The organism is Enterococcus sp. DIV0008 (genome assembly GCF_050542615.1).
Classification (GTDB): Bacteria; Bacillota; Bacilli; order Lactobacillales; family Enterococcaceae; genus Enterococcus_D; species Enterococcus_D innesii.
The window spans coordinates 2,349,610-2,365,678 of sequence record NZ_CP172937.1 but is presented as its reverse complement, the minus strand read 5'-3'; the positions used below and the strand labels follow the sequence as shown (position 1 = coordinate 2,365,678).

The following is a 16,069-nucleotide window of genomic DNA, read 5'->3' as shown; positions in this document are numbered from 1 at the left end:
TTGTGGTTGAACGTCTGTTTATTTCTTCAAAAACCCATCATTGTAATCCTTGATCGTCTTGTCGATTGCCTCATCTAATGTAATTTCATCATTTAATACTTGCACGATGGCATCACGGTAAGCCCCTGTCAATCCAGTGTAGCCTTTCATACTCATCGTCACTTGATCGGTGGTTTGCTTGCTGCTGATTGGTTGAGCAGCGGCTGCGATCTCTTGGTTGTAGATTTCATAAGCATCCTGACCTTGTTCATAATCGACCGTCAAATCTTCCACCGCAGGTAAGTAGCCAGCATAGGTACAAAGCTGTTTGTAATTTTCTTCTTCGTACAACCATTTGATGAATTTTTCGCCTTCTTCACTGTTTTTACTATTGTTGAAGCCAGTGATGAAGTTGCCGCCCATATTTACCGCGCGGGTCTCTTCATAAGGAGAATAGGTGGATTGCCAGTTAAAGTTGCTGATGTTGGTAGAAAAATCAACGATCTGCCAGCTGCCAGAAAAGTAAGCTGGAACACGGCCGCTCTTGAACATAGCAGAAGCATCTTCTCCAGAGGTCCAAACCGATTTTGGCATCACTTCGTCATTGTTCAAATCCACAAATTTTTGCAAAGCCGCTTTCGTAGCATCATCGGTCGTATAAGAATCACCGCTGTCATCTAAAAAGAAATCTTGTCCCCCGTATTGATAGGTGAAAGCCCGTAAACGGTGATCCGACGCGTCCATGACCATGCCGTATTTGGCATCGGTTTTTTCAACGACTTCATTGATCGCAGTTAAAAATTCATCCCAAGTCCAAATGTCTTCTTCCGAAGTGGGGTAGGTCACACCAGCTTCGTCAAACAAATCCGTATTGATAAACAACCCAGTGGCAGTGACATCGGAAGGGAGCGCTTTGACGACATCTGCTTCATCTTTGATCGTCATCGATTCCAATGTTTTTGCCTCACTGGCGATGTCTGATAGATCCATCAGATAGTCATTCCAGTCAGGTTGAACGGTAGAAACCCGCACGACCTCTGGCGCATCATCTGCTTGAACAGCTTTGGTGATCTTTGTCAGCAAGTCCGCATAAGGCACATCGGTGACTTCGACAGTCACACCAGTTTCTTCCTTGTATTTTTCCGCCATTTTCGAATAAGCGCCGCCTTCACTGGTATCTCCAGAAACGAACATACGGATCTGTTTGCTGTCGCTGGCACTGTCACCACTGCCGCATCCAGCGACCCCCAACATCACTGCCGCTAAAGACAAAATTGAATACCCTATTTTTTTGTTCATTTTGTTCCTCTCCTTTATTGAATGATTTTTGTTCAAAAAAACGTTTCCAATCGAAAACGATCGAAACGTCCCCCAATGAAAAATAGCTGAAGTTCTGAAAAGATAGCAGTCCTAGGACTGATCGAGGAGTGAAAAGTGCCAATTATCTGACAAAATAAGAGTGGTTCTTCCTCAGTTTAGCGGATAAGATACAAAATACAAAATAAAACGATTTCAAAAAATGCACCAATACTAAAAAAAACGAATTAAAGCTCTTACAACGATAATTAAGAAGTGCTGATAAACGTTAATATAACAAGGTTTGAAAATTTTTTTTGCAAATTGAGTGCAAATCTTTTGTCTAAAACGGGGATTAAGCGTAACATAATATGTGTAATAACTACTTAAAAGAAAGAAGGAGAAAAATATGCATTGGTTATGGGTATTAATCGTAGGAGCTATTATCGGTTTGATCGCCGGAGCTATCACAAATAAAGGTGGATCAATGGGTTGGATCGCCAACATCGTTGCAGGTTTAGTAGGTTCAGCTATTGGACAAGCGATCTTAGGTTCTTGGGGTCCATCACTTGCTGGAATGGCAATCATCCCATCAATTATTGGTGCGGTTATTGTCGTTGCTGTTGTTTCATTCTTCTTAGGACGTTCAAACGGCTAGTCCATTCAGCAATTGTTTCCATTTATTTATTTCGGGTAGCAATTACCTCGAATAGACAGGCAAATCCAGAGTTTCTGGGTTTGCCTTTTTTGTTTTCAAGAAACAAGTACAAGCAATCCTTTTGTCATATCGGGAAATTGTCGTTACACTTGAAGTAGGTCAAAAAAAGAAAGGAAGAGGTTCAATGAAAAAGCAATATGAAACAGCGATGATCAATCGAGGCGGTCGTGTCGGAGAGGTCGAAGCACCAAATGGCAGTTTTCACCTGAAAATTGACAAACCGGGTCTTCATAGTGAAGGGACTAACCCAGAACAATTATTTGCCGCAGGCTATGCTTCATGCTTCAACGGTGCCGTACAGCATATGTTGAAAGAGCATAACATCGAATCCGAATCCGAAGTTAAAGCAAGAGTGTCTTTGTATCAGCATGAGGACGGTAGTTACCAAATCGGCGTGATTTTAGAAGTATCGTTACCAGGCGTTGAAAAAGCCGAAGCGGAGAAAATCGCAGAAGAAGCGCACGATTTTTGTCCGTATTCTCGGGCAACTCGTGGCAACATTGATGTCGAAGTACAAGTAGTCTAAGCATTATTGCAGCTAGACAAACAATAAGCGGCTGATAAATCAGCCGACAAGAGGGAATTCATCAAGGAGGCCAATCAATGAGACAAACAGAGTGCTTGCTGCTTTTGGGCGTGTTTGTGGTTGGCCTTTTTGTGGTGTACTGGCTAAAAAAGCACCGACATACGCGCCACAATCAAGCGCTGGTAGCCCAGCTGAAGCGTTATCCCAGGGTGCGGCAAGCGTGGCTGGCAGCCGGGGCAAAAAGGGAAGCAGTCCTTTTGGTTCCCGGTTTAAAAGAAGCCACTGCCGCAGTGGCAACGACGGCAACGGCGAAAGCAGAAACGAGGCCGCACAAGCATGCGGATCAGTGTCAGGCAATGACCCCACAAGGGTTGGCCGTTTCAGAGGACTATTTGTTCCTCTCTGCGTACTGTTCGCAGCAGGAACATCACTCACAGCTTTATATAATAGAAAGAACGAGCGGGCGGCATCTGAAAACGGTGATTCTGCCAAAACGCCCCCATGTCGGCGGATTAGTCTTTGATCGAGCAACGCAATTGCTGTGGCTAACCATCACTGGAAAAGGAATGGGGCGCGTGGCGTGTGTTTCTCTGCAGAAACTGCTGGAAGATGATTCCTTGGCAACCAATCAGCCTATCGCTTATCAGCAAGTCATCGAATTGGCAGGGATCACTCACAGCTCCTATTTGGCAGCCGATAGCGGTGAACTTGTCTCAGGAACCTTTGCCTTGAAACAAGGGGGCGTGGTGGCGAATTATCCGCTGCCTGTTCTTTCAGCCAACGGTCGCAAAGCGTCTCCTCGCATCAAGCCGCGTAAGAGAAGGGTCACCACCACGAAAGTCCAAAGTATCGCCTTTACCACTGAATACATGTTGCTGGCACGTTCTTTTGGACCAGGGTCGGCGGAGTTATGGGTCTTTCCAAAGGATGCAACGGTGCTGACCCGCAAACATGCGTTGCGGCGCATCAAGTTTCCCCATTACCTTGAACAGATCGTGGTAGAAAAAGGGCAGCTGTACTGCTTGTTTGAAAGTGGGGCATGGGCGTATCGGCAAAAAGGCGGCAGCATCGATGAAGTCGTGGTATTGGACCTTGCGACTTTGCTCCAGTAAAAGCACTGCTTAAAAAGAAAAAAGACCAGCCTCTTAAGAAGCTGGTTGTAAGTGCAGTGATTATTCCACGATTGCTCGTTGGATATCTAAGACGGTGCCGGTATGAGCATCTGCCAAAAATTCATAGGTGACAAGCTGCCCGTCTTCGGTGCGGGTGATGCCGCCAGTATATCCTTGGGAAGTGATCGCAAATTTGCGCAAAGGTTGTTTTTCGAAATTGATCCAAGAACCTTCGATCGGTCCTTCTTTGATAAACGCCGCTTTTATATTGTCTAAGACATCATCGGCATTCATGGCTTGCCTTTTCTTCAACCAGATCGTTGAAAAAATCCCTCCTGCAAAGCCAAGACCTAAACCGATGGTCAGTCCATTTTTAAAATAATGCAATGGATGCTCATTCTCCATCTAATGTCCCTCCTAAAGTAAGTTTTCCCGAATGTTGTGATCTCGGTGAAAGCACAAGTTCTCTTAACAATAGTTTACCATAGTTTAGAAATATTCTATAAGAAAAATAACCAACAATAGAAATTTGCGCTATAATAAAGAATATCAGTAGGAATAAGGAGGAAGAGAGCACATCCGTTGTTTCACCCAAAAATTGCTGGAAAACACAGCCACAGCAAGCGTTGCTTTTTCAAAAAAAGCAGCTTTGTTTCTTTAGGGCAGCAAACAACCGATACGTGTTTCTCGAATGATCATGGAAGAAAAAACATTTCAACGTATCAAAGAACTAACGGAGTTACAAGGAACCAGCGGGTTTGAACACGACGTGCGCGCGTATATGCGTGAAGCGATGACCCCCTTGGTAGATGAAATCCAACAAGATGGCTTAGGCGGCATCTTCGGTTTGCGTCACCACCAAGAAGCAGATGCACCACGAGTGATGTTAGCTGCTCACATGGACGAAGTTGGCTTCTTATTGACGACGATCACCGATCGCGGCTTATTCAAAGTCACTCCTTTAGGCGGATGGAATCCCTATGTGGTTTCTGCTCAACGGTTTACATTGAAAACAGCGAAGGGCGATTACCCATGCGTTTCTTCTTCAGTACCGCCACATTTGTTGCGAGGAAGCAGCGGTCAGAAAAATGTCGAAGTGACAGATATTTTGTTTGATGCTGGGTTTGAATCAAAAGAAGAAGCAGAAAGCTTTGGTGTACGTCCTGGCGATACGATCGTCCCCCAAGTGGAAACCATCAAAACAGCCAATGGGAAAAACATCATCTCGAAAGCTTGGGACAACCGTTACGGCTGTGCGGTCGTATTAGAAGCACTTGAAGCCTTGAAAGAGGAAACGTTAGGCCATACGCTGATTGCTGGTGCCAACGTTCAAGAAGAAGTCGGCTTACGGGGTTCCCGTCCGTCTGTGACGAAATTCAAACCAGACTTGTTCTTTGCGGTCGATTGCTCGCCAGCAGATGACACAGTCACGAAAAATGGCACCTTTGGTCATCTAGGAGCCGGGACTTTGATGCGAATCTATGATCCAGGCATGATCATGTTGCCGCGGATGAAAGAATTCTTGTTGGATACAGCAGAAAGCAACAACATTCCTTACCAATACTTTGTTTCAAAAGGTGGTACCGACGCTGGTGCGGCACACATGGCAAATGAAGGGATCCCAAGTTCAGTTATCGGTGTTCCTGGACGATACATCCATACCCACCAAACCCTATTCAGTATCGCTGATTATGAAGCGGCACGGGAAATGGTGATTCAAGTCTTGAAAGGTTTGGATCGTTCAACCGTTGATACGATTTTGGCAGGACAATAAGCGAGAACGAACGAAAGCAAAGAGACAGCAACCCGTTGTCTCTTTTTTTCTGCAGGGGTTCTAAGATCAGCATGTCAGTTGGTAGTCCCTGAAAGAAAGGTGTATACTTAAAGAAAAGAAAGTGGTGAGAATTTGATTATTCCAAAAGATTTAGCAGAGTTAGCAACATATGTGGAGAAAGGCAAAAATGTCTTCTTTTTCACCGCCGATTGGTGTGGGGATTGCCGCTACATCAAACCGCAATTGCCTGAGATCGAAGCGGACTTTCCAGATCTTCAATTTATCGAAGTCGACCGTGATGAATACATGGATGTAGCGGTTGAATGGAACATTTTTGGTATTCCTAGCCTCGTCGTCATCGAAGACGGCAAGGAGCTGGGACGGTTAGTCAACAAGGATCGCAAAACCAAAGAAGAGATCGAAGCCTTTTTAACCAGCGTACAATCAGCATAGGAGGGGAAAAAGATGGAAGCACAAAGATATCAAAACATTTTAGTAGGGATCGATGGGTCAGATCAAGCGATGTCTGCCTTCAAAAAAGCAGTGGAAGTCGCTCGTCGAAATCAAGGGAAGGTCTATGCCGCAACGATCATCGATCAGCAAGTACCGACCATGATGGGCTATGCACCTTTGGATAGTTCCATCTTGGAACAAGAAAAAGATACGGCGAAAAATCTGATCGACGACTGTAAAGCCTACGCAAAATCAGTGGATTTTGATCTAGTAGAAGGCATCGTCGCTTACGGCTCCATCAAAGACGCTCTTGCCACTCAATTACCAGATCAATACGACATCGATTTGATCATGGTGGGGCAATCCGGGCTAAACGCCGTGGAACGCTTCATGATGGGGAGTGTCGCCAGCTTCGTTATCCGTGAAGCCCGGTGCGACGTGCTGATCGTATCCCCTGAAGAAACCAAAGCGTAAGGTCATTTTTTTGAAAAAATAAGCTTGTCGTTGCCGTGTTCTTTTCCTTAGTTCGCATGGTAGTAACAAGTGACAAAAGGAAGTTCCTGAGAATCAGCGGTTTTGCTCGCTAGTGAAGCATTGTCTTTAGCAAATGAGCAGTAGCTGGTTTTCAGGCTTTTTTGTCTTTGAAAATAACTAGAATTTCAAGGAAAACAAAGAAATTCCATGACGGATGCCGAAAAATTTGTTAAGATTATGGGCGGAATGTGTAAGTACCTAAGGAGGAAAAAACGTGATTTTTGCTTATAACAAAGAATATGTCAGTGATACACTGCTTGCCATCACAGCAGATGATAAAGGATTAGAACAAACCGTCGAACGCAAAGGCAATGTTGCCCAAATCAAAAATGAAGAAGGCACGATCGTCGGCTGGAATTTTTTTGCGATCTCAGAAGTAATGACGATCGAAGGCCGTGGTCAAGTAACGTTGACGAAAGAACAAATCCAACAATTGAACACCATGATCAAAGAAGCAGGATTCAGCGAAGAACTGCCAGCAGATACGGAACCAAAAATCGTTGTTGGCTATGTGAAATCTTGTGTGGAACATCCAGACAGCGACCATCTGTCTATCACGGAAACAGAAGTTGGAGATGGGGAAGTCTTGCAAATCGTCTGTGGCGCTGCCAATATCCGTAAAGGCTTGAAAGTCGTTGTCGCAAAACCTGGCGCAATGATGCCAGATGGCTTGATGATTTGGCCGGGGACGCTTCGTGGCGTAGAAAGCTTCGGAATGATCTGCTCTGCTAAAGAACTACATTTAGAAGGTGCACCAATGAAAAAAGGCATCCTTGAGCTGCCTCAAGATGCCGTTGTAGGTGAAGCTTTTCCGGTCGGTAAAGCCTAAAAAAATGAACTGCCGCTTCCTGTTTTTGCGGCAGTTCATTTTTTGATTGTTTTGATTGGTTTTGGTGATTAGTTGCTGCTGTCTGTTGATTGTTCGTTGATCGATGTATCAACGGAAAGTTTTACTTCTGCTGTTTTTTCTTCATCGCCACGATAGAAGGTTACAGTGATTGTGTCACCGACTTTGTGTTTGTACAACGCAGATTGCAGATCAGTTGTTGTGCTGACTTCTGTATCATCGATTTTCGTGATAACGTCATATTGTTGCAATCCTGCTTGTTCTGCTGGTGTTGCATTGTTGACTGAGTAGATCACAACGCCTGAAGTTACAGATGAAGGAACTTTCAAGATTTGTTCTTGTTGTTGTGATGTGATGGAACCTAAATCGATCGTTTGGATACCTAGTGCAGGGCGGACCACTTTGCCGTCTGCTTCTAGTTGATTGATGATTTCAACGACATCGTTACTTGGGATCGCAAAGCCCATTCCTTCGACACTAACGCCTGAAGCAGAGCCCGAGGTGCTGGCGATTTTACTTGAGTTGATCCCAATCACTTGACCATCAACGTTGATCAGTGGACCACCTGAGTTCCCTGGGTTGATCGCAGCATCCGTTTGGATCGCATTGATACTGATCGTACCACCAGATTCGTTTTGGCTTGTTACTTGACGATTCAAGGAAGACACGATCCCTTGTGTCACAGAGTTTGCATAGTCAGAGCCTAGAGGAGAACCGATCGCGATTGCTGGTTCGCCGACTTTCAAGGCACTTGAATCGCCAAATGTTGCGGCAGTTGTAACTTTTTCAGAAGAGATTTTTAAGACGGCTAAGTCTGTGTAAGAATCGGTACCTACCAATTCAGCTTTGACTTTTGTACCATCTGCTAAGACAACTTCCAAACCATCTTGACCTTCAACGACGTGGTTGTTGGTTACGACATAGGCATCGTCGCCATCAATTTTGTAGATGACACCGCTACCTTCAGAAGAAGCTTCTAAGGCGCTGTCGTCTTCGCTTTGGCTATCGCCTTCACTTTGTCCACCTTGCTGACCAAAGAGGCTGTTCCAATCGTTGCTTTGACTTTGTTGTAGATTAATGATGGAAACCACAGAATCTTGTACTTTTTCAACTGCTTTCGTGACATCGCTAGTCACGTCTAGTTTTACATTGGATACCTGTGTTTGTCCGTTAGAATCTTGGACCCCGCTGTTGGTCGTAGTTTCTGGTGTTGAAGTCAAAGATGAACCCATTGCCAAATACAGACCGCCGAAGGTCAATAAACCGCCGACCATACCGCCTAAAATCCCAATACCTAATCGTTTTAATAAACCAGGAGAAGTTTTCTTGCCTGGTGTGACATATTTTCTTGCCATTACTATTTCCCCCTTAATGAATAATTCGTTATAATCAGTATATTCCTTCTATCTGAGATTAGTCTACTAAGAGATTTTGAAAAAAATATGAAGAAGTTGCGTAAGAATCTGTTTCAAACGATGAAATTTTCTTCGCAAAACCCGTTCATTTTTGAATAAAAATAGCAGAGAAATCTGGGGAGAAGCAAAGGTTTTTTTATCCACAGTGTGTGGACAATCTTGATGGGGGTTGGTTGGGTGGATGAAGGAATCGTTGAATTGTCACAGTTTTATAGATAAGATAGAAGAATTTCAAAGAAAGTCAAAGTGTGTAAAAGGTTGTGGATAGCATTGTCCACATTTTTATAAAATAAGGGGATAACGAGGAGGAACCTATGAAAATAAAAATCGTCACAGTAGGAAAACTAAAAGAAAAGTACCTCGTTCAAGGAATCAACGAGTACGCCAAACGATTGGGGGCATACGCAAAGCTTGAGTTTGTTGAAGTACCAGATGAAAAAGCACCAGAAACCTTGAGTGAAGCTCAAATGCTGCAAATCAAAGAAAAAGAAGGCCAGCGCATTTTAGGCAAAATCAAAGACACCGAATATGTCTTTGCCTTAGCAATCGAAGGCACCAATCCCACCAGCGAAGCCTTCGCCAAACAAATCGATCAACTCGGTATCCAAGGAAAAAGCCAACTGACCTTCGTCATCGGCGGTTCCCTTGGCTTAAGTCAAGAAGTCATGACCCGCAGTGATGCCAAAATCTCCTTTGGCAAAATGACCTACCCCCACCAACTCATGAAACTGATCTTATTGGAGCAGATTTATCGCGCGTATCGAATCAATACGGGGGCGCCTTATCATAAGTAAATATCTCAAGCAATAGAATAGAAAAAATTATCCACCGGTACTACCGGTAAAAAGGAGCAACAACCATGCGAAATATCAAATTAACGATTGAATATGACGGCAAGCGCTACTTAGGGTGGCAACGACTAGGAGATTCTGAAAAAACGATCCAAGAAAAAGTTGAAGGGGTCATCAAATTATTGACGGGAGAAGAAATTGAAATCGTCGGTTCTGGCAGAACCGACGCGGGCACGCATGCTCAAGGACAAGTGGCGAATTTCAAGACGACCCATCAAATGAGTTTGCCAGAGATGCAGCAGTTCTTTAACCGCTATTTGCCACAAGACATCGTCGTCAACAAGATTGAAGAAGTCCCTGAACGCTTCCATGCACGCTATCATGCCAAAGGCAAGCAATACAGCTATTATGTTTGGAACAACGCGATCCCATCAGTCTTTGCTCGCAATACCAGTTTTCATTGCCCGCAGCCCCTTGATTTGGAAAAAATGCAGCAAGCGGCTGAGAAGTTGATCGGCACCCATGATTTTATTGGCTTTTCTGCGTTGAAAAAATCAAAAAAATCAACGGTGCGGACGATCGATGAAATCACCATCACACCAGAAGGCGACCTATTGCGGTTTACCTTCAAAGGTAACGGCTTTTTGCATAAAATGGTCCGAATCTTGACAGGCACACTGATTGCCATTGGCGATGGCACACTGCCGCCAGAAGTGATCGATCAAGTGTTAGCCGAGAAAGTACGACAAGCAGCTGGTGAAACAGTGCCTTCTCATGGCTTATTTCTAGATGAGGTGTATTATTAAAAGAAACATGGTAATGGCTATTTAAGGAAAGGAGATCATCTATTGATCACATTAAAATCCCCACGAGAAATCGAACAAATGAAAACTTCCGGTCATATTTTAGCAAGTATTCACGAGCAACTACGGGAAAAAATCGTTCCTGGTATCACCACGAACCAAATCAACGTCTTTGTCCATCAACAGATAGAAGCTGCAGGGGCAACAGCCGCGCAAATCGGGTTTGAAGGCTATGAATTTGCGACGTGTATCAGTGTCAATGAAGAGATTTGTCATGGTTTCCCTTCAGAATATGTTTTAAAATCAGGCGATGTCGTCAAAGTTGATTTTTGTGTCGATTACAAAGGAGCAATCTCTGACAGCTGTTGGACGTATGCTGTAGGAGAGATTTCACCAGAACATCAAGCGCTGATGGAAGTAACGAAAGAAGCCTTAATGAAAGGCATCGAGCAAGCACAAGTTGGCAACCGGGTCGGCGATATTGGTTATGCGATCCAAAGCTTCGCTGAAGAAAAAGGGTATGGTGTCGTGCGGGACTTTATTGCTCACGGCATTGGCCCAACCATTCATGAAGAACCATTCTTTCCTCATTTCGGGTTACCTGGCAAAGGAATTCGTTTGAAAGAGGGCATGACGATCACCATCGAACCGATGATCACGACCGGTACTTGGCGCATGAAGATGGACCCGAACGGCTGGACAGCACGCACGATTGACGGCAGCTATTGTGCCCAATATGAACATTCGATCGCCATCACCAAAGAAGGTCCAGTCATCATGACGTTGCAAAAGGAAGAAACGTCATCATCACTTAATGTCTTTGAAAAATAACTGTGCGGAACTTCTGTATCATGTAGATTTTCCACATCTCTTAAAAGGGCGTACCTAACTGATGGTACGCCCTTTCGATCTGTGCTTTTTTCAAAAAGATCGTAAAAGAACTCAGTAATCAACAAGTGCTTGTCTATTCATATCGGTATTATTTGATGGAGTCACTTTATTTTAAGGTTTCAGAAACTTAAAACGTTTTTGGCTTTTTCTTATTTGGTTCCGATTATTTATTTTGCTTTATAAATCATTTAACGATCAGTAGAAGAGGGAATCGAGTGACATTTAAGCCAACGAAAATACAAAAAAATAATATCATGAGGATTGTACATTAGTAAATTATTGAAAAGTTAATATACTACCTAAAAATATCAACGAGATACCTACAATACTAGAAAAAGGAATAGGATCATTTAAGATTAGCAAACCAAATATTGCAGAAACCGCAGGCTTAGAGAAAAAAACAGTGTGTGATAATTTTTTGAATTTTATTTGACAGATAAGGTAAAACAGAAAGCCGCAGGCGGTTACCACAATGCTCAAATAGAATAGACCTGGTAATGTTTGTAGGCTAAAATCGGTAAAGTAATGAAATGTGAAAATCGATTTTAATGGAGAATCATCATTAAATTTCGAAAAAATCAAATTTAATAGCGCCAATTCCAATGCGCCAAAAATAAAGGTATATGATGTAGAAGTCACTGTACTTAAAGTATATTTTTTGATAATTCTTTCGTTTAGTGTACTATATAATCCAAATAAAATAGAAGAGATCAAAGCAAATAGAACCCCTAGATCATTTTTTGTGTAATTTGAAACAATGATGATTATGATTCCTAGTACTGAAAGTATGATCGAAAGTGAAGGTACTTTTAACTGACGAGTTAATAACGTATTTATCAATTGTGTAAACAATGGATTTGTGCTAAAAACAACTGCTACAAAGAATGCGCTTGATTGAAAGATAGCCATTTGATAGAAATTCATGCTGAATACGATAAATAAAATCGCATTTAAAACAAGGAGTGGCAAAGAAGCTACCTTTATACTTTTTTTCTTAGCTAAAATAAATAGAAAAATACCGCCAATCAAAAAACGCCAAAAATTTAATTGCCCCCCGTGGCTACTCGTTCCCCCTAGTAACTTTAGTGTAATCTCTGTAGAACTGACTATTAGAATTGTAAAGATAGTGAAGAGAATGCCTTGGTATTTTTTTATCATAGCGATCGATGCATAATATACATGTCAGTAAAAATTCCATTCTTCAGTCGGAATCCTTTAGGGATAGAACCGATAATGGAAAACCCATTTTTCTCGTAGGTATGGATCGCTGCCTTGTTATTAGAGACGACGGCGTTAAATTGCATTCCTTGAAAACCTAGTTGTTTTGCTTCCCATAAGGATCTTTTTACTACGTGTTTGAATAAGCCCTTTCCTCTCATCCTTTTATCGATACAATAGCTCGCATTTGCCGTATGTGCACAACGTCCGATATTATTAGGATGAATTATGAAGAATCCTGCATAGACTCCATTATAAAGAAGACAGGATGCAGCAGATTGTTCTAATAACATTAATTCAAAATCTTCTGTATTAAATAAATCTTCTCCTGGAAATGCTTCGCCATCTATCAAAATATCATTCCAGGTTTGTGTCATTTCGCTTAAAAAACGCTTATTATAGGGGATAAATTCGATTGTCATAATTATTCAACTCCAATATTTTTATATGATAATATCATCAAATGATATATAATAATATGAAAAAAAGGTTCTTACATATGAAAATATAACCAAAGGACAAGTTGATGAAAAAATTATTTGAACAGAATCACTATCAAGATACTAGTTTTCCTTTTGAAATTTATCATATAAATCAAAATGGAGTGAATCCTTCAGGTAGAGGATTCGATGATGCCCATTGGCATGATGAATTACAATTTACCATTGTTGAGAAGGGAGTAGTTAATGCAAAAATTAATGGAGTCGACTATATATTAAATAAAGGTGATTTTATCTTTATCAACTCTAATGTTCTACATCAAATGACTCAACTAACACCCAATAGCTCTTATATAAGCATAAATTTTATCAAGGAGAATCTCACTTTCTTCCCTGGAAGCCGAATGGACCTTAGCTATGTGGAGCCCTATGTAAATAGTATAAAATATCCTTCTATTGCGATGGACAACCTGGATATTTCTTCAAGAGAAATCTTATCTATCCTAAAAGAAATTATCGATTTGTATTACATGGAACCAAGATTTGGTCGAGAGTACTTGATATCGATAGATCTTTGTAAAGCTTGGCTTATTCTAATCAACTCGAAGTTAGATCAGATAAAGCAACCGACTACCATTAAAAATACTAAAATAAATCAGATAATGACAATGATCCAATTTATATACGGAAACTATGCCGAAAATATAGCTTTAGCTGATATTTCCTCAAGTAGTCACATTAGTAATTCAGAGGCGAACAGATTGTTTAAAAAGTACACATCCATGACCCCTTATAAATTCTTGATTGATTATCGATTACAACGAAGTCAGAGTTTATTGGAAAATAAGAATTTAACAGTTACTGAAATTTCTCAACAAATTGGATTTTCTGATACGAGTCATTTTATCCAAAGTTTTAAGAAAAAATATGGACGAACGCCCGGATCCATAGATTAATGGGCGATAACTTAAAATAGGGTCAGAAACATAAAATTTTTTAATTCTTCATTTCACAATTCCTTTAGTAGCTCCATTAGTTAGGTCAGAAAGATACTAACTTAGCACAGCAGTGTAAACTTGTAAGAACAATTCTTTTTAATGGAATTTAGGTGAATCGACCAAAAGGATAATTATGTATATACTTAGTCGTGATATATGTTATACTATGTATATACAGAAAGAGGTGTCGCGCATGGAAATGTTACCTATAAAAAAATGGGGCAATAGTAACGGTCTTAGATTGCCCAAGCACATTTTGGAGTATCTTGGCATTCATACAGATGACAAAGTGAAGATAATACAAGAAGAAGTAAACGGGCATAGACGGCTAATCATCGAAGCGGCAAATGTAGAAAACGAGTTAACGATTGAAGAGTTATTTGAAAATTACACTGCTGAGAGAAATCACGTGGAAATTCAACATTTAGGTGAAGCAGTAGGGAATGAAAAATGGTAAGAAAACCTAGACAAGGTGATATTTTGTTATTGGATACAGCTCCTCGTTCTGGACATGAACAAACAGGAAAAAGACCCTATATTGTTTTAAGTCATGACATGATTGCAGATTATAGTAACGTTGCCACCGTTGCTCCGATTTCCAGTACAAGTAGAAACTATCCGTTATATGTAAGTATTAATCCAGATTATGGCATGAAGACAACAGGAAAAGTATTGTTAGATCAATTAACGACAATAGATTATGAAGCCAGAGTATGTGTTTTTTTGGAAAAAGCGCATGAGCACTTGGTTGATGAGTTATTCATGAAAGTCAGAACAGTATTTCAAAAAGTAAGTAAATAAAAACAGCATGATCATCTTATCGATGTCGACCATGCTGTTTTCTTTTATTCTATAAACAGTATATCCGTAAGATTATACGCCCGTGCAATCTTTAAGACATCAGCTCCATTCTCAAGAGCCTGGACGATACTTTTATAAACAAGGCAACTGGGGGAGCTTTTGTGTCTGCATTAGCAATTTTAATACTTTGTGCTTGGCGACGTTTGAAGTCGGTACGCTGCTGGGCATCAAATTGGGCGAATCGGCGAAACTATGGTACAGTGCAACCAAACAAGGAGCGAGAGTCGCTCCTTCATGAGGCAAAGGGGCAATGGTGATGAAGCAAACAACGATGGCGTGGCTGTCAGAAATCTATAATTTGATCTTGCATCCTGGCACGAGACAGTGGGAACGAGAACAACTGGTGCAAGCAAAAAATACACTGGAAACCCAGCTGGCGACCAAACAAAAAGCGGGCAAACACGAAAAGGAATCGTCAAATAGTCTTGAAGACCAACAGACCAGACGGGTTTTGGAAAAACTAGAAGCGTCGTTGCGTCCTTTGGCACTGAGAAACAATCTGACCCCGAATGTCGCAGAGTTTTATCAAACAATCAGCCAGTCAGCACCGAAAAAGGCAAGGAATGAAGAAACAAGCAAAGCCCAACCAGCAGAAGTTTCTGTGGAGCCGACCGAAACAGGTGGAAAAGCACAAGAAGTGGCTATTTTTGCTGGAGGCTGCTTTTGGTGTATGGTCGAGCCTTTTGAAGACCAGCCGGGCATTCTTTCCGTCTTGTCGGGGTATACCGGGGGAACCGTCCCGAATCCGACGTATGATCAAGTACTAAGTGGAACAACAGGGCATGTCGAAGCAGTAGAGATCATTTTTGATCCCAAAATCATCACCTATCAGGACTTGTTGCAGTTATATTGGCAAGTGACAGACCCGACAGATGCTTTCGGACAATTTCAAGATCGCGGCAATTTTTATCGCCCAATCATTTTCTATACGACTGCTGAGCAGGAAGTGCTTGCGCAACGAGCCAAAAAGGAACTAGCACAATCTGGTTATTATCAGCAACCCATCGTGACTGAAATCCGCAAGACCACGCAGTTTTGGCCAGCGGAAAACTACCATCAAGCATTTTACAAGAAGCAGCCAAAGCGCTACCAGCGGATCAAGCGGGCGCGCAAACAACTGATGCTTTTTTATCGGCTGAAACGCTGGACAAACCGAGGTGAAAAACGATCATAGGCAGAAGATACATCAAAAAAGCGGGGCTCCGAGAAAAGGCCAGAGGATCAAATGAAGGCTCTTTTCTCCACAGGCCGCGCTTTTTTCTGCGCTTTTAGCCAATTGGATAAAAAACGAAGATTTATTTTAGAATAATGTCCAAAGAAAGCGTTAACAACAAGAATTATAATAGAGAAAGAAAAAGTGGCGAAAAAGGTCGAAAAAGCAGGTGTCTTTTGCTTGGTTCCTTTCTTCGAGGA

At 41.9% G+C, this 16,069-nt stretch carries 19 protein-coding genes; 14 read left to right on the top strand and 5 right to left on the bottom strand.

Going from position 1 to position 16,069, the window contains the following annotated elements; all coding sequences use genetic code 11:
• Positions 1 to 18: 18 nt before the first annotated feature.
• Positions 19 to 1,278, bottom strand: coding sequence for an ABC transporter substrate-binding protein (locus IGI84_RS11195; protein WP_077452822.1), 1,260 nt, complete (start codon positions 1,276 to 1,278; stop codon positions 19 to 21).
• A gap of 406 nt (positions 1,279 to 1,684) precedes the next feature.
• Between IGI84_RS11195 and IGI84_RS11190 the strand changes: the two genes are divergently transcribed.
• The 3 genes from IGI84_RS11190 (at position 1,685) to IGI84_RS11180 (ending at position 3,631) form a co-directional block, all read left to right on the top strand.
• Complete coding sequence (locus tag IGI84_RS11190; protein ID WP_077452821.1) at positions 1,685 to 1,933, top strand: GlsB/YeaQ/YmgE family stress response membrane protein; 249 nt, start codon at positions 1,685 to 1,687, stop codon at positions 1,931 to 1,933.
• Between the two features lie 184 nt (positions 1,934 to 2,117).
• Positions 2,118 to 2,519, top strand: a complete 402-nt coding sequence (locus IGI84_RS11185) for an Ohr family peroxiredoxin (protein WP_005225423.1) — start codon at positions 2,118 to 2,120, stop codon at positions 2,517 to 2,519.
• 77 nt (positions 2,520 to 2,596) lie between these two features.
• On the top strand, positions 2,597 to 3,631 hold the full coding sequence (locus tag IGI84_RS11180) for a hypothetical protein (protein ID WP_216681952.1): 1,035 nt from the start codon (positions 2,597 to 2,599) through the stop codon (positions 3,629 to 3,631).
• A gap of 60 nt (positions 3,632 to 3,691) precedes the next feature.
• Here IGI84_RS11180 and IGI84_RS11175 read toward each other — a convergent pair whose 3' ends face one another.
• The gene (locus tag IGI84_RS11175) at positions 3,692 to 4,036 is read right to left on the bottom strand and encodes a peptidase (protein ID WP_005234590.1); all 345 of its coding nucleotides are present in this window, start codon (positions 4,034 to 4,036) and stop codon (positions 3,692 to 3,694) included.
• A 292-nt stretch (positions 4,037 to 4,328) separates the two neighbouring features.
• Between IGI84_RS11175 and pepA the strand changes: the two genes are divergently transcribed.
• From pepA to ytpR, 4 genes are all read left to right on the top strand, one after another.
• Entirely contained in the window at positions 4,329 to 5,405 is a 1,077-nt protein-coding gene (gene pepA / locus IGI84_RS11170; protein ID WP_034878843.1) for a glutamyl aminopeptidase, read from the top strand.
• 132 nt (positions 5,406 to 5,537) lie between these two features.
• Positions 5,538 to 5,858 (top strand): thioredoxin family protein, encoded by a 321-nt coding sequence (locus tag IGI84_RS11165; RefSeq protein ID WP_026008043.1) that lies wholly within the window; start codon positions 5,538 to 5,540, stop codon positions 5,856 to 5,858.
• Between the two features lie 12 nt (positions 5,859 to 5,870).
• On the top strand, positions 5,871 to 6,332 hold the full coding sequence (locus tag IGI84_RS11160) for a universal stress protein (RefSeq protein WP_005225429.1): 462 nt from the start codon (positions 5,871 to 5,873) through the stop codon (positions 6,330 to 6,332).
• A 274-nt stretch (positions 6,333 to 6,606) separates the two neighbouring features.
• On the top strand, positions 6,607 to 7,221 hold the full coding sequence (gene ytpR / locus IGI84_RS11155) for a YtpR family tRNA-binding protein (RefSeq protein ID WP_005225431.1): 615 nt from the start codon (positions 6,607 to 6,609) through the stop codon (positions 7,219 to 7,221).
• Positions 7,222 to 7,289: 68 nt separating this feature from the next.
• On the opposite strand, the gene IGI84_RS11150 is transcribed toward ytpR, so the two are convergent.
• Positions 7,290 to 8,594, bottom strand: coding sequence for a trypsin-like peptidase domain-containing protein (locus IGI84_RS11150; protein ID WP_220426860.1), 1,305 nt, complete (start codon positions 8,592 to 8,594; stop codon positions 7,290 to 7,292).
• A 374-nt stretch (positions 8,595 to 8,968) separates the two neighbouring features.
• On the opposite strand from IGI84_RS11150, the gene rlmH reads away from it, so the two are divergent.
• From rlmH to map, 3 genes are all read left to right on the top strand, one after another.
• Positions 8,969 to 9,448 carry a 23S rRNA (pseudouridine(1915)-N(3))-methyltransferase RlmH gene (rlmH, locus tag IGI84_RS11145; protein ID WP_220426859.1) on the top strand — a complete coding sequence of 160 codons (480 nt, stop codon included), beginning with the start codon at positions 8,969 to 8,971 and terminating at the stop codon, positions 9,446 to 9,448.
• Between the two features lie 65 nt (positions 9,449 to 9,513).
• Complete coding sequence (truA, locus tag IGI84_RS11140; RefSeq protein ID WP_195264693.1) at positions 9,514 to 10,251, top strand: tRNA pseudouridine(38-40) synthase TruA; 738 nt, start codon at positions 9,514 to 9,516, stop codon at positions 10,249 to 10,251.
• 42 nt (positions 10,252 to 10,293) lie between these two features.
• A complete protein-coding gene (gene map / locus IGI84_RS11135; protein ID WP_430600388.1) occupies positions 10,294 to 11,079 on the top strand; it encodes a type I methionyl aminopeptidase in 786 nt (261 codons plus the stop codon).
• 336 nt (positions 11,080 to 11,415) lie between these two features.
• Here the strand turns inward: map and IGI84_RS11130 are convergent, their stop codons facing one another.
• Together IGI84_RS11130 and IGI84_RS11125 are read right to left on the bottom strand one after the other, a co-directional pair.
• Positions 11,416 to 12,297: a DMT family transporter gene (locus tag IGI84_RS11130; RefSeq protein WP_086291981.1), complete on the bottom strand. Its 882-nt coding sequence runs from the start codon at positions 12,295 to 12,297 to the stop codon at positions 11,416 to 11,418.
• Positions 12,294 to 12,779 carry a GNAT family N-acetyltransferase gene (locus IGI84_RS11125; RefSeq protein WP_077452813.1) on the bottom strand — a complete coding sequence of 162 codons (486 nt, stop codon included), beginning with the start codon at positions 12,777 to 12,779 and terminating at the stop codon, positions 12,294 to 12,296. The genes IGI84_RS11130 and IGI84_RS11125 overlap by 4 nt, the downstream gene beginning before the upstream one ends.
• Before the next feature lie 104 nt (positions 12,780 to 12,883).
• Between IGI84_RS11125 and IGI84_RS11120 the strand changes: the two genes are divergently transcribed.
• From IGI84_RS11120 to msrA, 4 genes are all read left to right on the top strand, one after another.
• Positions 12,884 to 13,753 (top strand): AraC family transcriptional regulator, encoded by an 870-nt coding sequence (locus IGI84_RS11120; RefSeq protein ID WP_194194791.1) that lies wholly within the window; start codon positions 12,884 to 12,886, stop codon positions 13,751 to 13,753.
• Between the two features lie 208 nt (positions 13,754 to 13,961).
• Positions 13,962 to 14,252 (top strand): AbrB/MazE/SpoVT family DNA-binding domain-containing protein, encoded by a 291-nt coding sequence (locus IGI84_RS11115; protein WP_081118257.1) that lies wholly within the window; start codon positions 13,962 to 13,964, stop codon positions 14,250 to 14,252.
• Complete coding sequence (locus tag IGI84_RS11110) at positions 14,246 to 14,596, top strand: type II toxin-antitoxin system PemK/MazF family toxin (RefSeq protein ID WP_220426858.1); 351 nt, start codon at positions 14,246 to 14,248, stop codon at positions 14,594 to 14,596. Before IGI84_RS11115 ends, IGI84_RS11110 begins: the two co-directional genes overlap by 7 nt.
• 310 nt (positions 14,597 to 14,906) lie before the next feature.
• Positions 14,907 to 15,830 carry a peptide-methionine (S)-S-oxide reductase MsrA gene (msrA, locus tag IGI84_RS11105; protein WP_086291984.1) on the top strand — a complete coding sequence of 308 codons (924 nt, stop codon included), beginning with the start codon at positions 14,907 to 14,909 and terminating at the stop codon, positions 15,828 to 15,830.
• Positions 15,831 to 16,069 lie beyond the last annotated feature (239 nt).